The 20,217-nt window shown below is 62.4% G+C and carries 15 protein-coding genes; 9 read left to right on the top strand and 6 right to left on the bottom strand.

Going from position 1 to position 20,217, the window contains the following annotated elements:
• Nucleotides 1–109 precede the first annotated feature (109 nt).
• Nucleotides 110–1,804: a phospho-sugar mutase gene (locus HGEM_RS00240; protein ID WP_019127385.1), complete on the top strand. Its 1,695-nt coding sequence runs from the start codon at nucleotides 110–112 to the stop codon at nucleotides 1,802–1,804.
• A gap of 233 nt (nucleotides 1,805–2,037) precedes the next feature.
• On the opposite strand, the gene HGEM_RS00235 is transcribed toward HGEM_RS00240, so the two are convergent.
• The 3 genes from HGEM_RS00235 to HGEM_RS00225 all read right to left on the bottom strand — a co-directional run bounded on the left by HGEM_RS00235 (nucleotide 2,038) and on the right by HGEM_RS00225 (nucleotide 4,497).
• The gene (locus HGEM_RS00235; protein ID WP_019127384.1) at nucleotides 2,038–2,916 is read right to left on the bottom strand and encodes an SDR family oxidoreductase; all 879 of its coding nucleotides are present in this window, start codon (nucleotides 2,914–2,916) and stop codon (nucleotides 2,038–2,040) included.
• Nucleotides 2,917–3,051: 135 nt separating this feature from the next.
• Nucleotides 3,052–3,777 (bottom strand): deoxyribose-phosphate aldolase, encoded by a 726-nt coding sequence (deoC, locus tag HGEM_RS00230; RefSeq protein ID WP_019127383.1) that lies wholly within the window; start codon nucleotides 3,775–3,777, stop codon nucleotides 3,052–3,054.
• A 132-nt stretch (nucleotides 3,778–3,909) separates the two neighbouring features.
• Nucleotides 3,910–4,497, bottom strand: a complete 588-nt coding sequence (locus tag HGEM_RS00225) for a hypothetical protein (RefSeq protein ID WP_019127382.1) — start codon at nucleotides 4,495–4,497, stop codon at nucleotides 3,910–3,912.
• A 309-nt stretch (nucleotides 4,498–4,806) separates the two neighbouring features.
• Here HGEM_RS00225 and HGEM_RS00220 point away from each other — a divergent pair, with 309 nt between their 5' ends.
• On the top strand, nucleotides 4,807–5,229 hold the full coding sequence (locus HGEM_RS00220; RefSeq protein WP_019127381.1) for an Hsp20/alpha crystallin family protein: 423 nt from the start codon (nucleotides 4,807–4,809) through the stop codon (nucleotides 5,227–5,229).
• 505 nt (nucleotides 5,230–5,734) lie between these two features.
• Here HGEM_RS00220 and HGEM_RS00215 read toward each other — a convergent pair.
• Nucleotides 5,735–6,553, bottom strand: coding sequence for an MBL fold metallo-hydrolase (locus HGEM_RS00215; RefSeq protein WP_019127380.1), 819 nt, complete (start codon nucleotides 6,551–6,553; stop codon nucleotides 5,735–5,737).
• A 187-nt stretch (nucleotides 6,554–6,740) separates the two neighbouring features.
• On the opposite strand from HGEM_RS00215, the gene tilS reads away from it, so the two are divergent.
• From tilS to HGEM_RS00185, 6 genes are all read left to right on the top strand, one after another.
• Complete coding sequence (tilS, locus tag HGEM_RS00210) at nucleotides 6,741–8,291, top strand: tRNA lysidine(34) synthetase TilS (RefSeq protein ID WP_019127379.1); 1,551 nt, start codon at nucleotides 6,741–6,743, stop codon at nucleotides 8,289–8,291.
• Between the two features lie 55 nt (nucleotides 8,292–8,346).
• On the top strand, nucleotides 8,347–8,904 hold the full coding sequence (hpt, locus tag HGEM_RS00205; RefSeq protein WP_019127378.1) for a hypoxanthine phosphoribosyltransferase: 558 nt from the start codon (nucleotides 8,347–8,349) through the stop codon (nucleotides 8,902–8,904).
• A gap of 1 nt (nucleotide 8,905) precedes the next feature.
• Nucleotides 8,906–11,128 carry an ATP-dependent zinc metalloprotease FtsH gene (gene ftsH / locus HGEM_RS00200; RefSeq protein WP_019127377.1) on the top strand — a complete coding sequence of 741 codons (2,223 nt, stop codon included), beginning with the start codon at nucleotides 8,906–8,908 and terminating at the stop codon, nucleotides 11,126–11,128.
• A 702-nt stretch (nucleotides 11,129–11,830) separates the two neighbouring features.
• Nucleotides 11,831–13,030 (top strand): pyridoxal phosphate-dependent aminotransferase, encoded by a 1,200-nt coding sequence (locus HGEM_RS00195; protein ID WP_019127376.1) that lies wholly within the window; start codon nucleotides 11,831–11,833, stop codon nucleotides 13,028–13,030.
• Nucleotides 13,031–13,154: 124 nt separating this feature from the next.
• Nucleotides 13,155–13,985, top strand: coding sequence for a PHP domain-containing protein (locus HGEM_RS00190; protein ID WP_019127375.1), 831 nt, complete (start codon nucleotides 13,155–13,157; stop codon nucleotides 13,983–13,985).
• 3 nt (nucleotides 13,986–13,988) lie between these two features.
• Nucleotides 13,989–15,377 carry a lipase family protein gene (locus HGEM_RS00185; protein WP_019127374.1) on the top strand — a complete coding sequence of 463 codons (1,389 nt, stop codon included), beginning with the start codon at nucleotides 13,989–13,991 and terminating at the stop codon, nucleotides 15,375–15,377.
• A 93-nt stretch (nucleotides 15,378–15,470) separates the two neighbouring features.
• On the opposite strand, the gene rlmD is transcribed toward HGEM_RS00185, so the two are convergent.
• Nucleotides 15,471–16,985 carry a 23S rRNA (uracil(1939)-C(5))-methyltransferase RlmD gene (gene rlmD, locus HGEM_RS00180; RefSeq protein ID WP_019127373.1) on the bottom strand — a complete coding sequence of 505 codons (1,515 nt, stop codon included), beginning with the start codon at nucleotides 16,983–16,985 and terminating at the stop codon, nucleotides 15,471–15,473.
• A 159-nt stretch (nucleotides 16,986–17,144) separates the two neighbouring features.
• Here rlmD and HGEM_RS00175 point away from each other — a divergent pair, with 159 nt between their 5' ends.
• Nucleotides 17,145–18,389 (top strand): DUF1385 domain-containing protein, encoded by a 1,245-nt coding sequence (locus HGEM_RS00175; RefSeq protein WP_019127371.1) that lies wholly within the window; start codon nucleotides 17,145–17,147, stop codon nucleotides 18,387–18,389.
• A 333-nt stretch (nucleotides 18,390–18,722) separates the two neighbouring features.
• Here the strand turns inward: HGEM_RS00175 and HGEM_RS00170 are convergent, their stop codons facing one another.
• Nucleotides 18,723–20,093, bottom strand: coding sequence for a zinc ribbon domain-containing protein (locus tag HGEM_RS00170; RefSeq protein ID WP_035100475.1), 1,371 nt, complete (start codon nucleotides 20,091–20,093; stop codon nucleotides 18,723–18,725).
• Nucleotides 20,094–20,217: the final 124 nt, after the last annotated feature.

The raw sequence follows: 20,217 nt of genomic DNA, 5'->3' as shown, positions 1-20,217 counted from the left end.
TTCGCCCTTCGCAACTTGCCGTATGATTCTCCTATATATGCGCTTCGGCGCACCCTTTCTGCTGCTGAAAACGGGTGGAAGGGGAGTTGCTTCGAAAGGAAGGCTACCTATGGCAGATGTACATGTACTCCTCGATGAGTGGATCGCCAATGTCACGGATGACGAGCTACTCACCGAGCTCAAGGCAATGAAGGAAGCGGGAGACGAAAACGCTATCACCGACGCGTTCTTCCAGGACCTCGAGTTTGGCACGGCAGGCCTGCGCGGCACGCTTGGCGCCGGCACGAACCGCATGAACATCTATACGGTCGGCCGTGCAACTCAGGGCTTCGCGGAGTATCTCGTCAAGAATTTCGAGAATCCTACGGTTGCCATTGCGCGCGACAGCCGCAACAACGGCGAGCTCTTCGTTAAGACCGCGGCTGCCATCTTTGCTGCCAATGGAGTAACCGCCAAGCTCTATCCCAAGATTTCGCCGGTGCCCACGCTTTCTTGGGCCGTGCGCGACCTTGCGTGCTCTGGCGGCGTGTGCGTGACGGCAAGTCACAACCCCGCCCAGTACAACGGCTACAAGGCCTACGGCCCCGATGGATGCCAGATTGCATCCGAGGTCGCCGATGCCATCTCTGCTGCCATCGCTGGTGTGGACATGTGGAACGGCATCAAGTCCATGGACTTTGATGAGGCTGTGGCTGCAGGCAAAATCGAGTGGATCGGCGACGATTGCCTCGAGCGCTACTACGACGCGGTGGTCGATAAGTCCGTTTGCAACCTTACCGAGGAAGAGTCGGCCTCCGCGCCGCTCAAGCTCGTGTACACCCCGCTCAACGGCACGGGCCTTATTCCCGTCACGACGGTGCTCAACAAGGTGGGCATCACCGATATCACCGTGGTGCCCGAGCAGAAGGACCCGGATGGCGATTTCCCCACCTGCCCTTATCCCAACCCCGAGATTCGCCAGGCCATGCAGAAGGGCATCGACCTGTGCCAGGAGGTCCATCCCGACTTGCTGCTCGCAACCGACCCGGATGCCGACCGCGTGGGCGTAGCGTGCCAGGACGGCGACGACTACACGCTGCTCACCGGTAACGAGATGGGCGTGCTCCTGCTCGACTACATCTGCAAGATGCGCGCCGCGCGCGGCGAGGACCTTTCCCGCAAGGTTGCGGTGACCACGATCGTGTCTTCCGCCATGGTTGACGCCCTTGCCGATGAGTACGGCTTCGAGCTGCGTCGTTGCCTCACGGGCTTCAAGTACATCGGCGACATCATCACGAGCCTTTCGGACGCGGGTGAGGTCGACCGCTTCATCTTCGGTTTCGAGGAGAGCTACGGCTACCTCTCGGGCGACCACGTGCGCGACAAGGACGCCGTGAACGCCTCCATGCTCATCTGCCAGATGGCGCAGTACTATAAGCTGCAGGGCAAGAATCTCGTTGGGGCTATGCATGATCTCTACGAGAAGTATGGCTATTACCATAACAAGACCGTTTCGCTCTCTTACCCGGGTGCGGATGGCGCCGCCAAGATGGCCGGCATCATGGCCGAGCTCCGTGCCGAGGCTCCCGTCGAGATTGCTGGCAGCAAGGTCGAGGCCGTGCTCGATTACAAGGATGGTGTGAACGGCCTCCCCAAGGCGAACGTTATCGAGTTCGATCTTGAGGGCGGCAACAAGGCCATCGTGCGCCCGAGCGGCACCGAGCCGAAGATCAAGCTCTACATCTTTGCCAAGGGCGCGGATGCTGAGGCGGCCGACGCGCTTATCGCCGCGATCGAGGAATCGGGCCGCGAGCTGCTGTCATAGGCGAGGAATGCGATAGGTATCTCGTACGTTTTATGGGCGGGCGCTCTTCGGGTGCCCGCCCGTAGTTTGCAAGATGTGGTGAGGGTGCGCGCTACAGCCATACACGTCTCAATTCTTAGGTGCCTCCGCGGGTTCTGCTGACGGAGTAGAGCCGCATCTAGTCGTTTGTCTGGTAGCTTGCTTCTCTGGCGACTTCTGAGTTGCATTCCGTCGCATTGCCGGCGGCAAACAGCCTACATCCAGCCGAAATCCGCGAGGCAGCGGTCGACGTCCTCTTCAAATGTCCCGAGTTGGATCCCGGCGGCAACGGCTTTGCGGTTGTCGAGGCGGAAGTCGCGGAACCGGTCGGCGTAGCGCTCGGTATTCGGGAGAATGCAGCGCTCGACGGCGTCGGGCGTGGCGATGCCTGCGGACACGAGCTTTCCCGCCACGACGCGCGCGGCGTCGTACGTGCAGAGATCATTGCTGCTCGCGAAATTGTATGCGCCACTCGGGAGCTCGCAGATGGCGGCGAATTGGTCGGCAAGGTGCTGGGCATAGGTCATGCAGCGCTTCTCGTTCACCGTAAAGAGCGTCGGCGTGTTCGTGCGCAGTGCGCGCACCACGTTGCCCACGATGCCGGGAGAGGGCTTGACGTGGGGGAGCGCCATGCCGAACATCCATGAAAGCCGCAGGATGACGTAGTCGCTCATGGTGGCTCGCATCCAGGCGTCGACCTCCGCCTTCTGTTTTCCGTAATTGGTGACGCTTTCGGCTTCAACCGATTCGGAGAAGGGTCCGGGCTCGTGCTTCCCGTTGTAGATCTGCTCGGTCGAGATGAAGATCATGCGCTTGCCGCGCTCGTGGCAGATGCGCCCGAGCTCGATGGCGGCCTCGCAGTTTACACGGTGCGTTCCTGCAGGGTCGTTCTCGCAGTCGGCGGTGGTGGCGTTGGCTGCCGTATGGAAGAGGATGTCGAAATCGAGCGCTTCGAAGTACGACCGGAGGCCGTTGAGGTCGGCGTAATCGACATCACTTCTGCTCACGCGGATAAAATCGAACGTTCCCGCGTTGTAGGTCTGGACAAGGCTGGCGAGGTATCCATTGGCGCCGGTGATGGCGATGCGTGTCATGGGAATCCTTTCGGCAAAGGGTGGCTCGGGGCAGTGGTCGGAAGCGGCGTCTCCTGCTAACGGGGATGATAACTCTGCAGCACGCGGCAGGTTCCGCGCACGGTGTAGCGTCCCGCGCTCGCGGGCACGGGCGTCCTACAGCTCGATCGCATCGATTCCCTCGGCGTCGAAGCGCCGCTTGAGCTCCTCGATGATGGGGATGCCGGCGCTGCACCCGATGCGGGTAGCACCGGCGCGCACCATGTCGAGGAACGCATCGGCCGTGCGAATGCCGCCGGCAGCCTTGACCTGGACCTCGGGGCAGACGTGTTCGCGCATGAGCCGCACGTCGTGAACGGTGGCACCGCCGGTGGAAAAGCCGGTGCTCGTCTTGATGAAGGCGGGCTTTACCTCGCTCGCAATCTCGCAGAGCTTGATCTTCTCGTCATCGGTGAGCAGACAGTTCTCAAAGATGACCTTGCAGGGGATGGATTCCTCGCGTCCTTCGCTCGCCGCACAGCAGACGTTGACGATCTGTTCCATTTCGTCCTGCACATATGTCCAGTTTCCGTCTTTAACCTCGGTGATATTCACGACATAATCGATCTCGTTCGCGCCGTTCTCGATGGCGTCTTGCGTTTCGAATGCCTTCGCGGCGATGCTCATCTGTCCGAGCGGGAAGCCGATAGCGGCACCGGTGTGAATATCGGTACCTGCGAGAAGGGCAGAGCACCGTGCAGATTGTCCCGAGTTGATGGCGACCATCTTGAAATGGTACCGCCGTGCTTCGTCGCAGAGCTTCTCCATGTCTGCTTCGGTGGCATCGGCATGCAGGTTCGTGTGGTCGACCAGCCGTGCAAGATTGTCAATGGTGTAGTGCATAGCTATCAAACTCCTCCCGCAAAGTGCGAACAAGCTGATAGTACATATAGATGCAGGTTGTTCGAAGAGACCGTTGGTGAGCGCTCTCGTTTTGCGCGTCGAACCTCGGTATGAAGTTCCGCGTGTTCCTGTCTAGCGGAAGAAGATGATCCACACGAGAACGGCGATGACGACGATGAGCGCGAGCACGAGCAGGATACGCACCCGCTTGCGAGCGCGGTCTTGCCGTGCTGTGAAGATCGTCTTGCGACCCGATGGAGCCGAGAGATAGCGGTCTGAATGGAGCACTTGCGGCTCCCCGTCGCCGGGCATCTTGTGGCGTGGATGAGCCGGACCTTGGGGAGCGCCGGTTTGGTGGCCGACGGGCTGGAGGTACTGGGGATCAGACGTCGCAACGCCCATGTGCTTGCGCCCGGGCGCCGAGGTGAAGCTCTGTTGCTGAGGGCCGCCCGCAAAGCCGCCTACATAGTCGCCCGGCGCTTGCGGGCGATACCCCCTCATGTCTTGGCGGGCCGCACCGCCTGTTCCGGCGCCCGCGGCAGCACGCGATCCGGTACGGGAGTAGGTCTCCCGCTGTATGCGCTGCTGGTAGGTAACGCCGTCGTCGGTTATGGGGTCTTGGGTGATATGGGGGACCGTTCGCTGGTAAGGGACGCGCGCACGCTTTTCGTGCTGCTGGTTTGAAGATGGCGTCGACTGGGCGCGGTTGTTCTCATCCATGGTGTCCCTCGCGTGGCCTTGCGGTGATAGCCCTATTCTATAGTTCCCTCAGCATGTGAGCCGAGTTGGCGTGAAAATTAGCGGCGCGTTCACGCGAGGTGCAAAATCAATTGAACTGGCCGTTGACGGCGGCTCAGGGTTCTTCCGCTTGGTATAAATCTAAGTCATATACACTAAGATTTGATGATACTATGACGCTTAAAAAATCTGATTACGCCTGTTTAGGACCAGGAAGCTCGGGAATAACAAGAGTGTCCAAAGAAGACCCGGAGCTAAGATATCCGGGCAATCACAAAGGAGTGATTGATTATGGCAAGCATGGTTCCGTATCGTTCGGTGTTCGGTATTCGTCCCACGTCGCTCTTCGACGCGCTCGATGACATGATGGATTTCGCCCCGTCTTCCTCCACCCGCGCCTTCCCGATGGATGTCGAGGATAAGGGCGAGGGCTACGAGGTCAAGGCATACCTGGCCGGTGTGAGCAAGGATGATATTGACGTCGAGCTCAATGAGGGTCGCCTCTCCATTTCCGTCAAGGTTGAGGAGAAGGAAGAGGACAAGGGTAAGAACTTCCTGCAGAAGGAGTTCACGTCCTTCAGCGCCACGCGTGGCATCTACCTTAAGGACGCCTCGAATGAGGGTCTGTCCGCTCGGTACGCCGACGGCGTGCTGACGGTGACGGTTCCGAAGATCGTTGAGAAGAAGAACGTCACGAAGGTCGCAATCGACTAACGCTTCTAGTGGGTCCGCTCGTTTCTTGATGCTGTTCTCGTCGCTGCGCGGCAGCGGAGAACGGCTTGGAAAATGAGCGGCTCCTTGCGCATGTTGTCGAGATGTAGGTTTTGAGGGTCCCTGGTGGGGAGCTGTTCACTACGGCTTCCCACCAGGGATTTTTTATTCAGGCGACAGACACTGTTGGGTGACAGTCGCTATCGGGCGGCAGGCGTTGCCGGGTGACAGGCAGTTATATAAGCGATGGGCGCTCTCGGGCGACATCCGGATGCGCCGGGTGTCTTCGGGCGGGTTTTGGACGCACGCCGCGTTCTTGGGCGAGTTTTGGATACTCGTTCCGTCTTCGGGCGACATTTCGCCGTTTTGGACTGCCGGAACGTACGAAAACTGCCCGAAAACGAATGCAGTGTCCGAATTTCGCCCGAGAACGCAACCGTAACGGCCCCAGTGCCCGGATCTCACCCGAGAACGCGGCAACGAGCGGCAAGCTTCCGTTTGGCGGCAGTTACCAAATGCTGATCGGCCGGTTTTGGCCGGCGGCGCGGATATGCAGGCTGGGCAACGGGTCTGGCCGCCGCAGCGTCGCGGATGATCCGAGCTTGTTGTCGAGCTCCGCACCGAGTGCCTCGGCAAGCGCGCGCACCGCGAGGCTCGGTCGGTTGTTCTCCTGCGATATGTGCATGGCAACAAGCTGCTCGGTATGCGGGCCAACAAGTGAGTGAGCGGCTTCGGCAGCCTGAGCGTTTGAGAGGTGGCCGCGTTCAGAGATGATGCGGTCCTGCAGGTACCGCGGGTAGGAGCCAGTTCTCAACATGGGGACGTCATGGTTGCTTTCAAGTGCCAAAATCCGAACGTCGCCGAGCGCCTGCAGCGCCGCCTCGGTCGCCGTTCCGGTATCGGTCATGATGCCAATGGAGTCGTTGCGGCACGAGAAGCGCAGGCCAATGGGGTTGACCACATCATGCGAGGTAGAAAACGTCTGCACCTCGATCCCCGCGATGTCGAGGCATGCCCCCGGCTCGAACTCCGTAAACGGAAGCCCCTCGAGCGTTGCGCGCGCTTGCGGGGTGCCTGAGCTTGCGAGCAACGCGCCCGGGAAGCTCTTGCACCAAACGGGAAGCCCCTTCACGTGATCGGAATGCTCGTGCGTGACGATGAGGGCAACCACGCGGGATGCTTCGAGTTCAAGTTCTGCCATGCGCCGCAGGACCTCGCGTCGCGAAAACCCGTTGTCGACCATGATGATCCCCTCGGGTCCCTCGATGAGCTCGCAGTTGCCCTTGGAGCCACTGCCGAGAATATGTAGGCGCAAGGCGTGTGTCATGCTGTCGTCCAATAACCTCAGGTGGTACCCTGAAAACAGGGCTTGTGGTTCGTAGGAACTGGGTGTTTGTGAACTGTGATTCGTAGACACCGGGTGTCTGTGAACCACGCGAGAGTCTGTAACCCGGTCTAGGGTATCAGGTTTGAACGACTATTTCTCTTCAACGTATCGATCGGAGCCATTCTCTATGCCCACGGTATCACAGCGTTTCGTCTCACATCGCGCGGGCACCGCGTCCGGCCGCGCGCTCGATCCATCGGCACCCGTCGTGCTCATGGTGTCGGGCGGCGCGGATTCAACGGCGCTTCTGGTCATGGCGTGCACGTCAAAGCTCGACATCATGGACGGTCGAGGCCCTGCGCGCATAGCTCGAGAGCGCATCCACGTGCTCCATGTAAACCATCATCTCCGCGGGGAGGCGTCCGACGCAGACGAGGAGCATGTTCGCAGCCTCTGCGAGCGCTATGGGGTTCCCCTGTGTGTGGAACACGCATCGTTCACCGAGCTCAACGGCCAAAATCTCGAAGCCGCCGCACGAGAGGTGCGCTATGCGGCCGCTCGGAGGTACGTTCGCGAACTCTGCCAAGAGGCGGGGTGCCCTCGCACCGCGGCGCGCATCGTGACCGCGCACACGGCAAGCGACCGAGCCGAGACGTTCTTCATGAACGCCATCAAGGGCGCGGGCCCCGCGGGACTCTCGAGCATTCCGCGCCGTAGGAACATCATCGTGCGCCCGCTCATCGACCTCACGCACGAGGAGCTTTGCCGGTATCTTGAAGTGGCGGGCATCGCTTGGCGGGAAGACGAGAGCAACCAAGACACATCGTATCTGCGCAATTTTGTCCGCCACCGCGTGATTCCCGTGGCCCGCGAACGTAACGAGAACCTTGCGCGGAACGTGGGAGCGGCGTGCGACATCTTGGGCGACGAAGATGCCTTCATGGCGCATCTCGCCGCCACGGCCCTTCGCTCGTGCACGCGCCGCCAGCAGGAAGGCCTTGTGGTACTGGATGCCGCGCGCGTGGCTGCGGCAGAGGTTGCCATAGCTCGCCGCATGGTGCGTCTTGCGGTAAAACAGCTCGATGCCGAGGCACGGCTCGAGATGCGCCATGTGGAGAGTATCCTTCGCTGCGTCGCGGCGGGCGAGGGGTCCCTCACGCTGCCGGGCAATATCGACGCGCGCATCGAGTTTGGCACGCTCGCCTTGCGCACGGCATCTGCCCGCGAGCATCTGGTGGCAGGCTGGATCGCGGTGCCCGGCCGGATGCCCCTCGCGAACGGCGCGGTGCTCGAGGCGTCGCTCGAACGCATTCCTGCCGGAACCGACGCCGTTGCCCTCGCGCGCGAGGCGGCGGCCTCCTCGCCAGCTGGTGGTTCCGTGGCCTATGTTGACGCGGCGGCGCTGGGCTACGCTGAGCGCGACCTGGTGCGACTCAAGGAGTCGGGAAGCTCCCTTACGGCGGAGGCCCTCGGCGCGCGCCTCTGGGTCGACGCCCCCGCACCCGGCGATCTTCTCTGCCCGCTGGGCATGCATGGCCGCAGCAAGAAGCTGTCTGACCTCTTGGGAGAGGAACAGGTTCCCGTGGCAGAGCGCCCGCTCGTGCCGGTCGTGCGCACGGCTCCGGGGGGTTCCGTTGTGTGGGTTGGCGGAATTCGCCTCGATGACCGCTTTAAGTGCACGGCCGCCAGTAAAGTGCTGGTAAAATTGGTCATTCACCCCCAGGATCTCGCGTTATGAAAACTGGGTGTTGGGTAAGCTGCGTATCACGGCAACATGTGCAGGAGGTTTTTATATGATCGAGCAGGGCGCTATGCATCCGGATATCGAGCAGGTGCTGTTCACGGAAGAGGATATCGCGGCTATGGTCAAGCGCATGGGCGCAGAGATCTCTCGCGACTACCAGGGTAAAGACCTGGTGCTTATCGCCGTCCTGCGCGGCGCCGTCGTCTTCATGGGCGACCTTATGCGCTCTATCGACGTGCCGCTCGCCATCGACTTCATGGCCGTCTCAAGCTATGGCGATAAAGCCAAGAGCTCGGGCGTGGTGCGCATCGTTAAAGACCTGGACATGGATATCAAGGGGCGTGACGTGCTCATCGTGGAGGACATCCTGGATTCCGGCCTCACGCTCAAGTACCTCATGAAGAACCTGAGCAGCCGTAACCCCGCGTCCATCGAGGTGGCAACCTTCCTGTGGAAGGACGTGGAGGGCAAGCAGGCTGCAATCAACCCCAAGTACGTGGGCACCCATTGCCCGGATGCGTTCGTGGTGGGGTACGGCCTCGATTTTGCCGAGCGCTATCGCAACCTCCCCTATGTGGGGATTCTCAAGCCGGAGGTTTATTCGTAATATGACCCGTCGTGTTCTAAGCGCAACGATTGAGGATGAGCGAGCCTGCGGGCTCGCTCTCGCTGCTGATGGCGGTGGCTCAAGCAATCGCGATCAGCAGGATGACGCGCCCCGCCCCGAAGCGCCGGATTCGCCCGGCTCGTCGTTTGACGATCCGTTCCAGCTGGGGCTCGGGCGTTCCGGTGGGTCGGGCGACGGATCGGGCCGTCCCGGCGGCGGTCCCGGTAGGCGCGGTCCGTCCCGCGTGTCGTGGCTCTATATCCTGCTTGTGTGCGGTCTTCTCGCCTATGTCATCTTCAGCATGAACGGTGGCTTTGGCGCGCAGAGCCCCGCCGACGAGCTTGCTACGAGCGAGTTCGTGACCGCGGTCGAAGAGGGGCGCGTTGCCAACGTGACCTACACCGTGGCCGATGGCAGCCTGGCCGGTGAGTACTGGACGCGTTCTGAGGACATTGGCAAGAACGCGGCGCTTAAGCACTTTACCTCTACCTACGTGGGCTCCGATGCGCTTGCCGACCTCATGGCCGGCCGCCCGAGCACCGTCTACATCGTCAACACCAACGATCCCAACGCGATCATGGACTTTCTCATCAGCGTGGTCCCAACGGTGATCTTGGTGCTCATCATGCTGTACTTCATGCGCCAGATGATGGGCGCCAACAGCAAGACCATGCAGTTTGGCAAGACGAACGCCAAGATGAACGAGGCTACTCGCCCCAAGGTCAAGTTCGCCGATGTGGCGGGTATCGACGAGGCGGTCGAGGAGCTCGAGGAGGTCCGCGACTTCCTGGCAGATCCCGAGCGCTACCGTAAGCTTGGCGCGAAGATCCCGCGCGGCGTCCTGCTCGTAGGCCCTCCGGGTACGGGCAAGACGTTGCTGGCCAAGGCCGTCGCCGGCGAGGCCGGGGTGCCGTTCTTCAGCATCAGCGGTTCCGATTTCGTTGAGATGTTCGTTGGCGTGGGCGCAAGCCGCGTGCGCGACCTCTTCTCCAAGGCGAAGGAACAGGCTCCGAGCATCATCTTCATTGACGAGATCGATGCCGTTGGACGCCAGCGCGGAGCAGGCTTGGGCGGCGGGCATGACGAGCGCGAGCAAACGCTGAACCAGCTGCTCGTGGAGATGGACGGCTTCGAGGAGAACGAGAGCGTGATCCTCATCGCTGCGACCAACCGCCCGGATATTCTCGACCCGGCGTTGCTGCGCCCTGGCCGCTTCGATCGGCAGATTACCGTGGACCGCCCGGATGTGAAGGGCCGCGAGCAGATCCTTCGGGTGCACTCCGCCAACAAGCCGCTTGCAGACGACGTGCGCTTCGATAAACTCGCCCAGCTCACCGTGGGATTCACCGGCGCCGACCTTGCGAACCTCATGAACGAGGCCGCGCTGCTTACCGCCCGCCGCCACCGCGGGCGCATCAGCATGGACGAGGTCGAGGAGTCTATGGAGCGCGTGATCGCTGGTCCCGAGCGCAAGGCCCGGGTCATGACCGAGACCGAGCGCACGACCATCGCGTTCCACGAGAGCGGCCATGCCCTCGTGGGGCACGTGCTCGAGCACTCCGACCCGGTCCACAAGATTACGATCATCCCGCGTGGCCAGGCACTTGGCTACACCATGCAGCTACCCACTGAGGACCATTTCCTCAAGACCAAGAACGAGATGCTCGACGAGCTCGCGGTGTTCCTGGGCGGTCGCGTGGCCGAAGAGCTCATGTGCGACGACATCACCTCCGGTGCATCGAACGACCTCGAGCGCGCAACCAAGATGGCACGCGAGATGGTCACGCGCTTGGGTATGAGCGAGGCGCTCGGAACGCAGGTCTTCGGCGAAGCCCAGCACCAGGTCTTCTTGGGGCGCGATTACGCCGATCATCAGGATTACTCCGAGGAGACCGCACGCCGTATCGATACCGAGGTGCAGCGCATCATGCGTGAGGCGCACGAGCGTGCGGAGAAGATCCTGCGCGATCGCTCCGACCAGCTCAAGCTCATGGCCAACGTGCTCCTGGAGCGCGAGACCGTCGAGGGCGACGCCGTCGAGGCGCTGCTTGATAACACTTGGGATGAATTCTTGGCCAAGGAGCAGGCTGGCGGTAAGGATGGCTCCAAGCCCGGCGATCGCCGCAAGCCGCGCATGAGCGATGAGGAGCTTGCGGAAGACGCCGCCCGCTTCGCCGCAGAGGCCGTCGCTGCTGATTCCCACTCGGAGGGGGATCAAGACTAAGCGATTCCTGCCCGACCAAGACGGATTTGACAGTAGATTGAACGGCAAAAGACGCCCGCGCTCGACTCCGAGTGCGGGCGTCTTTCGTAGAGAGATTGATTTCTGGCTAACTTTGTCGATTTATTGCGCTCAGACGCCTGGGCTTTCTGGCGGAGGGGCACTGGGTCCTACATTTAGCTATAAAAACATGCCGAAAGGGTGGGTAACGGAGCGCGGACATGGCTAGCGAGGTCTTCTTGACGCCGAATGGTCGAAGTCCATCGCCAGAAATCGACAAAGTTAGCCAGAAAACCGACATTCGTTGCAAAAACGCCTTCACCGTGCGGGCCGGCGCGGCCATTCCATCGAGTTGGTGAGCGTGTATGCCGAGCGTTTGCACGGAGCGCTGCGCCGAGCGAATGCGCTGAGCGTTTGCGCGAACGATTTCGCTGGGCGATTGCACGGAGCGCTGCGCCGAGCGAATGTGCGTAACGATTGCATGGAGCGTCTGCATGGAGCACCTGAGCCCGGCGCGTCTTTGCCGTGTGCAACGCTCCATGCCTGTTGTACGAAGCCACTGGCACCATCTGCCAGCGCCATCTGGCTGCTCGCATTGATCGGCACCGCGCCCTGGAGCGTTCTGGCTCCGAGGGCCGTGCATCTTGCCGTATCATGGACCACAAGACGGTGCGCGGCACGGCTGCGCCGATATGAGGAGCAATCATGATCAACGATACGATGTATGCTCGCGGTGCCGAGAGCTCGGTGATTCGCGAGATTTTCACGTACGCCAACGAGCGCAAGGCACAGATTGGCGATGAGAATGTGTTCGATTTCAGCCTGGGCAACCCCAGCGTGCCCGCCCCCGACGAGGTGAGGCAGAGCATCGAGCGTTCGCTCAAGCTCCCACCCGAGCAGGTGCACGGGTACACGCCCGCGCCCGGCGCACCCGAGGTTCGTGCTGCCGTGGCGGAATCGCTCAACCGTCGTTTTGGGACGAACTACACCATGGCCGATGTGTTCATGACGGTCGGCGCCGCCGCCTCGGTGTCCTGCACGCTTGGAGCGGTCACGTGCCCCGGCGATGAGGTTATCGTCATCGCGCCGTATTTCCCGGAATACCGCGTGTGGATCGAAACGGCTGGTGCCGTCTGCATCGAGGTCTTAGCCGATCAGGAAACGTTCCAGGTCGACCCCGAGGCGGTCGCCGCCGCCATCACCGACCGTACCGCGGCGGTTATCATCGACTCGCCCAATAACCCAACGGGCGCGGTCTATACCAGGGAGAACCTGGAGAAACTCGTGGATGTCCTCGAGCGCGCGAACGTGGATCGCGAGGCGCGCCTGGGCCATCCTCAGCCCATTGTCCTCATCTCAGACGAGCCCTACCGCGAAATCACCTACGGCGCTGAGGTTCCTTGGGTGCCGTCGCTCTACGAGCACACGGTGGTGTGCTATTCGTACAGCAAATCGCTCTCGCTTCCTGGAGAGCGCGTGGGCTGGGTGCTCGTGCCGCAGGTGAGCGAGGGCGCCCGCCGGGTCATGACGGCCGTTGCCGGAACGGCCCGGTCGCTCGGGTTCGTATGCGCGCCATCGCTCTTCCAGCGCGTGGTCATGGATTGTGTGGACGTTCCGTCGGATGTTGCGGCATACGCTCGCAATCGTGACCTGCTCACCCAGGCGCTCTCGCAGATGGGGTATACCTATGTGGAGCCAGGCGGTGCCTTCTACCTGTGGATCCGTGCCCTTGAGCCCGATGCCGAGGCGTTCTGCGAACGCGCTCGGGCCTACGAGCTCTTGCCGGTGCCCTCCAACAGCTTCGGCGTTGAGGGGTGGGTGCGCGTAGGGTATTGCGTGGCACCCGAGGTTATCGAGCGTTCGCTTCCCGCATGGAAGCGTCTTGCTGAAGACTACGGCCTGTAGGTTTCGTCTTTGGCTGAGCGCATTGCCGTTGTGCGCGGCCCTGTGCCGGACTACTCGGCGTTCAGCGGCTGCGGCGCGCCGGAATCGCGCTTGTTGCAGATGGTTCACATCTAAGGAGCATCTCATGACATACGAGATTAAATCAGATATCCATACCCATACGATGTTCTCTCGTCATGCATATTCAACCATTGCGGAGAACGTCGCGGCAGCGCGCGCCGCAGGGCTCGAGCTCTTGGGGTCCGCCGATCATTTCAGCTGCATGCTCTTTCCCGAGCAGCACATCCGCAACTTCCAATACTTCGTGAACCAGACCGTGTGGCCGCGCGTTTGGGACGGGGTCGTGCTCCTGCGCGCTGCGGAGGTTGATATCGTCTCGCTTGAGGGCGGGCTGTTCGGGCAAGATATCGCCTGTCCGGCAAGCATCACCGGGCGGCCGTACAAGCAGGACAAGAGCCTGTTCGAGCGCGTAACGAGCAATCTCGATTATCTCGTGGCGAGCGTTCACGATACGCGGTTCACCGAAGATGTCTCCGGGGCACAGACGACCGGCATGTACATTCGAGCGCTTGAGCAGCCGAAGGTGCTGGTGTTGGGGCATACGGGGCGTTCCGGCGTGCCGTTCGATGTTGATGAGGTGCTCACCGTTGCGAAGGAGCGCCATAAGCTCATCGAGGTTAACGAGCACAGTCTCGAGGGCGATCACAAGGGCGACACGCACGATGCCTGCCGCCGCATAGCCGAGCGCTGCGCGGAGCTCGGCGTGGGCATATCGGTTTCCAGCGATGCTCATATCGCCTCGGATATCGGTAAGTATCCCCAGGTGAGCGCCATGCTCGAGGAGATTCATTTCCCCAGGGAGCTCATCATGAATCGCGATCGCGCCTCGATGCTTACCGCACTTGCCGATGCAGGCATCTGCGACCTGCGGAATCTTGTTGCTCGCGAAGGGTAGATCATGGCGCTCGGGCGGTGTCATATGGTGTCTGCGGTGCGGGCGGGGTTGAGCCGCCTGCCGTTCTTGGTGCTGCTCGTGCTCGCCATCATGGCTCTGAGCTTTGTGTTCATGATGCTCTGTCGCTACGAGCAGAATCGCCGAAACGCCGGGGGAGCGGGTTCGCCGCAAAGCTCCGCGGTTGCCTATGGCGAGGAGCTTCCCGCGACGGGGCGCTTTACCAAGAGCATCACCTATACCTGCATCGACGCGCCCGGTCGCGAGACGGTGTCGCCGGTTGTCTGGGATGACGGCTGGTTCTTCGGCGACATGCGCACCTACAACCACGACCTCGCAAAGGCCTCGTCGGTTCTTGCTGCCCTGGCGTATTCCGAATCTTCTCATTACCAAGAAAGCTATCAAACGCCGCCGTATATGGAGAACGCCCTGGCCGAGCTGGGCTTCGACGAGGTTTCCACAGCCTCGTACGAGTATCGCAGCGAGGTAATGGACCAGATGCTCAATCTGGTGACGCAGCGAGAAGATACCGTCGCCTACACCTTGGCGCGCAAGCGCGTAACGGGAGCCGACGGGTCCACTCGTTCGGTCATCCTCGTCTCGGTGCGTGGCAGCTATGGATCGGAATGGCTGAGCAACCTAAAAATCGAGGGCGTTTCTCCCGAAGGCGAGACAGCCCTTTCCGAGGATCAAGAGACACGGTACGACCACTCCGGGTATGTAGAGGCGGCGAGCGAGGTGAGCCAGGCGGTCGCTCCCTGGGTGCGCGAAAGCCATAGGCGCGGAGACCAGGTGACCCTGTTGCTCGTTGGGCACAGTCGCGGCGGGGCGATCGCGAACCTCGTTGCCGCCCAAGCGGACGACGAGCTTGCTGCGCTGGCAGAGGGCGCCCAGTCCCAGGATGGGCTCGAACTGGCGGCGGGCGATGCGGTTGCAGGGTACACCTTCGCGTCGCCCGGATGTACCACGAGCGCCCACGCCCACGCCGCGCGCTATGGCAACATCTTCAATATTGCGAACCCGGCGGACCTTATGCCCGCGCTCCCTCTGGCGTCTTGGGGGTATGCTCGCTACGGGGTCGACATGAACTTGCCTGCGATGGGCGAGGAAGGGTTCGATACCCAGTTCGCGTCGATGAGCAGCGCCTACACCGAGCTTACCGGTGAGGAGGACCCCTATGACCCCGAGGCGGCTCAAGCCGTGCGGTCGGTAGTGAGCGAGGTTGGTGCCGAGGTTGGCTCGGTCGACGAGCTGGTTACCCCGGGAGGGATTGCCGCTGTTGCCCAGGCGTGCGCACGGCATATCGATCCCGCCCGCATCTTATGCGGACACTATCCGAGCGTCTACATCAGTTGGATGTATACCATCGAGGCGGATGACCTGACTTTAAGCTAAGCGGGCTATCTGCGCGGATGGGGCACCCGTTTAGGTGAGACGATCTATTGGTGATCCGCTTGAGCTGCTCGCCCCTCTTGGTCACAAAGCGCGCTAGGAGCGTTCGAGAACCGCGACGGTTTCCGTGTGCTCGGTGTGCGGGAACATGTCCACGGGCGTGAGGCGGCAGAGCCGGTAGCCCTGGTGCCCGAGTATCTCCAGATCACGCACCTGCGTTGTGGGGTTACAGCTGATATAGACGATGCGCCGCGGTCCAAGCTCTGCAGCCGCCGTAAGAAACGCTGGCGTTGAGCCGGCCCGCGGAGGGTCGAGCGCGATGACATCGACATGCGTGCCGCTGCGAGCCGCATCGCGCAGGAACTCGGTAGCGTCGGTTGCCATGAAGGAGGCCTCATCCGGGCCGAGGCCGTTGAGTTCGGCATTGAGGCGGGCGTCGGCGATGCCCGCCGGGTTCTTCTCCACGCCGATGAGTTTGATCGCCTTGCCCGCGCGGGCCGCATCGCGCGCAGCGCAAAGACCGATCGTTCCGCTTCCGCAATATGCATCAAGTAGCACGTCGCCCGCTTCGAGCGCCATGCCCTCGATGGCGAGGCGGTATAAGACCTCGGTCTGTTGGGGGTTCGTTTGATAGAACGCGGTGGGCGAGATGGCGAACGTGCAACCAAGTAGCTCGTCCTTCATGTGAGGAGCACCCCACAGCACCCGAGTCTCGCGGCCCAGGATGGCATTGCCTTCGCGCCCGTTGATATTCTGGGCCACGCATACGATGCGAGGGTCGATGCTGGAAAGCCCGTGGGCGAGGTCTTCGATGTGGGGCACCTCGCGGCGCGCGGTGACGATGGTGAGCATGGCTTCATCGGTGCGCCAGCCCATGCGCAGTACTGCATAGCGCAGCACACCCTGCCGCGCATCTTCATCGTATGCGGGTATGCCCAGGCGCTCGGCGGCTCGGGCGACCTCGTTGAGGATGTGCCGCGCTCCAGGGGCTTCGACGGTGCAGTTTGGAGCGGGAACGATGGTGTGCGTTCCACGGGCGAAGAATCCTGAGCGCACCGTGCCTGCGGGCCCGGGTGCAAAGGGCGTGGCCGCCTTGTAGCGAAACGCGCGCGGCGCGGGAGCCTTGCCCGGGTCTCCCGCTTTGCCTCCCATGCCGCAGGTGGCCTCGATCACGGCGTCCCATCCCATGCGCTCAATGAGCGGACGGAAGAGATTCTCCATGGCTTCCTGCTTGCGGACGAGCTGCTTCCGGTAGGGTATGCCAAGCCACGCGCACCCACCGCATGCACGCATGATGGGGCAGGGGCCGGCGGAATCCTTGAGCTTGCGGCGCGACGGCGTTGCATTGGAGGCGGTGCCGTCGGAGCGGCCTGCGCCGGAGGCGGCGCCGCCGGAGCGGCCTGCACCGGAGGCGGCGCCGCCGGGGCGGCCGACCGCCTGCCGAGCGCTGCTGGCAGGGGAGCCCGCCGACCGCTGCCCGCTGCCGGCAGGGGAGCTCTTAGCCCGCTGCCCGCTGCCGGCAGACGCCGACGTTCCCCGGTGGTCCTTCCCGCGCCGCGCGGGCTTGCCTCCGCGTACGGAGCGTGGGCGATGTGAAGACTGCTGCGCCATGATTCCGTCCTTCTTGCTTGTGGTCGACCAGTATTATGTCATGGGGCCGGGGCCGCGCGCGGACGTCCCGTTCTGTTTCCATCATTTGGGAACGCCGGGCGCCGTCAGAGACCAGGCCGTATAATGATGCTGCTACCAAACCCGCACGGAAGGACCCCTATGCCATCCATCGCTACCGGTATCGGCGTGCTGTCCGCGTCGGTCGGCCATGCGCTGGAGTCCATGGCGCAAGGCGGCCAGGGGCATATGGACGAGCTCTTCCAAACACACATCGGCGGATCTGCCGTGTTGGAAGGCGTGATGATGCGCGGCCGCAATGGCTGGGCGGTTTCTGTGCGCGAGGAGTCGGGTGGCATCTACGTCGAGGAGCGCCCCCTTCCCGGGCCGGAGGAGCGCCCGGCTTGGCAAAAGCTGCCGATCGTACGCGGCTGCGTGTCGTTTGTCGAATCGATGCGCATCTCCTATCAGGCGCTCTCCATTGCTGTTGACCATGTGTATGAGGATGCTCCCGCCGAGCCGGGTAAGGCCGCGCGCCCGCACGAGGACAATCCCGCCGATCCGGAAGGCCCTGAGCGCCCGCACGAGGAAGCCCCCATCGGCCCGGGATGTACTGAGCGTTCCGGGGCTGCTGTGCCGAAAGACGCTGTTCCCGCCGCGCGGGAGGAGGAGCCTGCAGGCAAGGGTGCCAGCCCGAGCAGCTCTGCCGCCCCCGCCTTCGAGACGGCGGGCATGTTCATCTCTGTCTGTATGGGGCTGCTTCTAGGCATCGGCCTGTTCGTTGCCCTGCCTGTTGCGGTAACGAATCTTCTTATGGGCGATCTTCAGGCCCATAACAGCCTCGTGTGGAATCTTGTCGAGGCGGCGCTGCGCCTCGTGGCGCTCGTGATCTACATATGGTGCATTGGCCGTATGCCGGATATGGCACGTGTCTTTGCCTACCACGGCGCAGAGCATCAGGCGATTCACTGCTACGAACACGGGCTCGACCTCACGCCCCAGAACTGCATGCGCTTCTCGCGGCTTCATGTGCGGTGCGGCACGGCGTTTCTCGTCATGACGGTCATCATCGCGATCGTGGTGAACGCGGTCGCGCCAGTGGGCGCGTTTGCCGATGCGCTTGGTGCGACGGGGTTCGTGCGCGGGGCCATCGTATTCGCATCGCGGCTCGTGCTGCTGCCGGTGGTCATGGGAATTTCGTACGAGGTGACGGTCCGGTGGGCGGGAAAACGTCTCGATAGCCCTCTCGTGCGCGTGGTGCTCTGGCCCGGGCTCCAGATGCAGCGCCTCACGACGCGCGTACCCGATCGCGGCATGCTCGAGTGCGCCATCACGTCGCTCGTGCGCGTCCGCGCCCAGGAGGTTCGCGCCGAGCGGGCGAAGCTGGAGGCGGCGCAGAGCGCGTGACGTGCGTGAGCTATTGCGCAGCCACGGCTGATAGGGAAGCGCTGATATTCCCTTCGGGGCGATCGCGATTTCAGCTTTTGGGCACTTCGGGGAGGAGGGCCCGGGTAGCCGTGCCGCATCCGGGAGGGTGCCAGCCGCCTGAGCTGCGCCTTTTCCCACCCCTCGCCCGCCCGTGCCCGTCCGCCGCGCGGGGAAGTGCCCAAAAGTTGAAACATCGAGGGGGCGGATGCCTCCGGCACCCCATAATCAGCGTTTCCTTGGGAGACGCGAGCGTCGTTGCTGCCGCAGATGACAGCGCATGGTTTTCGCAGAGCCTGCCAAAGTGCAGCCACCCTACGGCGTGGTGCTGCCTGTGACCTCGGTCTCATCCGGCGCAACCTCCACGAATTCCGAGACCGGGTGCCATTCGAGCGTGGCGGAGGCGGCGTTGTGCAGCTCTTGGTATTCTTCGAGCGAAATATACGTTCGGTTGCCCTCGGCATCTTCGCTCCAGTAGCCGTAGCTGTCGTAGCCATATGCGGCAACGGAGGTCAGTTCCGAGCCAGCTACCTCGTAGACGTTCGCCCGGTACTCCCATGCGCTTAACGATCCACCGCTCTCGATGGTCAGGTCCTCGCGAACCTTCCAGTTCGAGCGAGTGGATACGGCTCCGTTCATGATGGAGATGGGCTCTGCGCCGTCGGTGTTGAAGAGGCCGAGCAGCTGGTAGGAGCCATCATCCTGCACCGCTGCGATGGCGAGGTCGAGCGTGTCGTCGTCGCCGAAGTCCACGTAGGAATACGATACCGTGCCGTTTTCTACCTGGTCGTAGGAGACCGACACATTCGAGTCCGTGTGCGTGATCATGATTGCGCCGAGCGATGCCAGGTCCTGGTACTCGGAATCGAGCGCATTCTGCCAATCTTGCGCCTGCGCATCGCGGTATGCGGCGAGGAGATTGTTGTAGATCGCCTGCTTCGCGGGATCATCCTCGGTGGCGACGGGGGTAACCGGCGTGCCGCCGCCCCCATCTCCGGCGGGCGGCGTTGGCGCTTCGGGTGCGGCGGGCGGTGCGGTAGTTGCTGGGGCGGGCGGCTGGACGAGTTGGGTTCCCGTTGCTCCGTCTTGCTGGCCCCCGCCATCTCTCAAGGTTGCGCCGGTGTCTTCTTCCGCGTTGTCGTCGTAGATCGTTGAGAGTGCGAGCTCGCGAATGATCGGTTCGATGTAGTTTTCGATGATGTAGTAGGTCGCGATGGCCAGCGTGCTGATCGCAACAAGGAAGAGCACGAACATCACGATGACGAGCACCATAGGTAGGCGCTTCTTGCTCTCTTCCTGCGCCTCGATGAAATGGGAGGAAAGGTTGTCGTTGCGCAGGAAATTCTCGTCCTCGCTGATAAGGGGCAAAGGTGCCGTGTCGTCGGGGTTGACGCTTGCGGCCTCGGATACGGTGACAGTCTCGGATGACGCTGCCGCCTTGGGTGTGCTTGCGGTTTTGGATGCGCTTGCGGCCCCGGATGCGGTCGCGGTGCCGGATGCGCCTGCGGCCCCGGATACGGCTGCAGAGCCGCCCGGCCCATCCTCTTCCGTAGCGGAGTGCGCGCTGTTGTTCGCACCGTCGGCGGCCGCGCGGGCCCGTCCTGCAGGGTTGCCAAGCCGTGCGCCGCAACGCGGGCAAAACGAGAGCGACGAGCTCACGGTGCTCTCGCACACAGGACAGCGCATGGCACCCCTTCCCAACCGAGCGGGGTCTCGGGCCTAAGCGTCGGGACCCCGGTATTAGGATTATTCTACTCGGTATATCCTGGGGGTGGGGTACCTTTTTATATCCACCGCCATGGGCTTTCGC

The organism is Enorma massiliensis phI (assembly GCF_000311845.1).
GTDB classification, from domain to species: domain Bacteria; phylum Actinomycetota; class Coriobacteriia; order Coriobacteriales; family Coriobacteriaceae; genus Enorma; species Enorma massiliensis.
The sequence above is the reverse complement of the archived record's forward strand: the minus strand, read 5'-3'. Positions and strand labels throughout refer to the sequence as shown.

What these genes read in the sequence shown, in the direction of transcription:
- HGEM_RS00190 (WP_019127375.1), top strand. Translation starts at nt 13,155, where the DNA reads ATGACATACGAGATTAAATCAGATATCCATACCCATACGATGTTCTCT.
- HGEM_RS00240 (WP_019127385.1), top strand. Translation starts at nt 110, where the DNA reads ATGGCAGATGTACATGTACTCCTCGATGAGTGGATCGCCAATGTCACG.
- HGEM_RS00235 (WP_019127384.1), bottom strand. Translation starts at nt 2,916, where the DNA reads ATGACACGCATCGCCATCACCGGCGCCAATGGATACCTCGCCAGCCTT.
- HGEM_RS00185 (WP_019127374.1), top strand. Translation starts at nt 13,989, where the DNA reads ATGGCGCTCGGGCGGTGTCATATGGTGTCTGCGGTGCGGGCGGGGTTG.
- HGEM_RS00175 (WP_019127371.1), top strand. Translation starts at nt 17,145, where the DNA reads ATGCCATCCATCGCTACCGGTATCGGCGTGCTGTCCGCGTCGGTCGGC.
- HGEM_RS00170 (WP_035100475.1), bottom strand. Translation starts at nt 20,093, where the DNA reads ATGCGCTGTCCTGTGTGCGAGAGCACCGTGAGCTCGTCGCTCTCGTTT.
- hpt (WP_019127378.1), top strand. Translation starts at nt 8,347, where the DNA reads ATGATCGAGCAGGGCGCTATGCATCCGGATATCGAGCAGGTGCTGTTC.
- HGEM_RS00215 (WP_019127380.1), bottom strand. Translation starts at nt 6,553, where the DNA reads ATGACACACGCCTTGCGCCTACATATTCTCGGCAGTGGCTCCAAGGGC.
- HGEM_RS00225 (WP_019127382.1), bottom strand. Translation starts at nt 4,497, where the DNA reads ATGGATGAGAACAACCGCGCCCAGTCGACGCCATCTTCAAACCAGCAG.
- tilS (WP_019127379.1), top strand. Translation starts at nt 6,741, where the DNA reads ATGCCCACGGTATCACAGCGTTTCGTCTCACATCGCGCGGGCACCGCG.
- deoC (WP_019127383.1), bottom strand. Translation starts at nt 3,777, where the DNA reads ATGCACTACACCATTGACAATCTTGCACGGCTGGTCGACCACACGAAC.
- HGEM_RS00195 (WP_019127376.1), top strand. Translation starts at nt 11,831, where the DNA reads ATGATCAACGATACGATGTATGCTCGCGGTGCCGAGAGCTCGGTGATT.
- HGEM_RS00220 (WP_019127381.1), top strand. Translation starts at nt 4,807, where the DNA reads ATGGCAAGCATGGTTCCGTATCGTTCGGTGTTCGGTATTCGTCCCACG.
- ftsH (WP_019127377.1), top strand. Translation starts at nt 8,906, where the DNA reads ATGACCCGTCGTGTTCTAAGCGCAACGATTGAGGATGAGCGAGCCTGC.
- rlmD (WP_019127373.1), bottom strand. Translation starts at nt 16,985, where the DNA reads ATGGCGCAGCAGTCTTCACATCGCCCACGCTCCGTACGCGGAGGCAAG.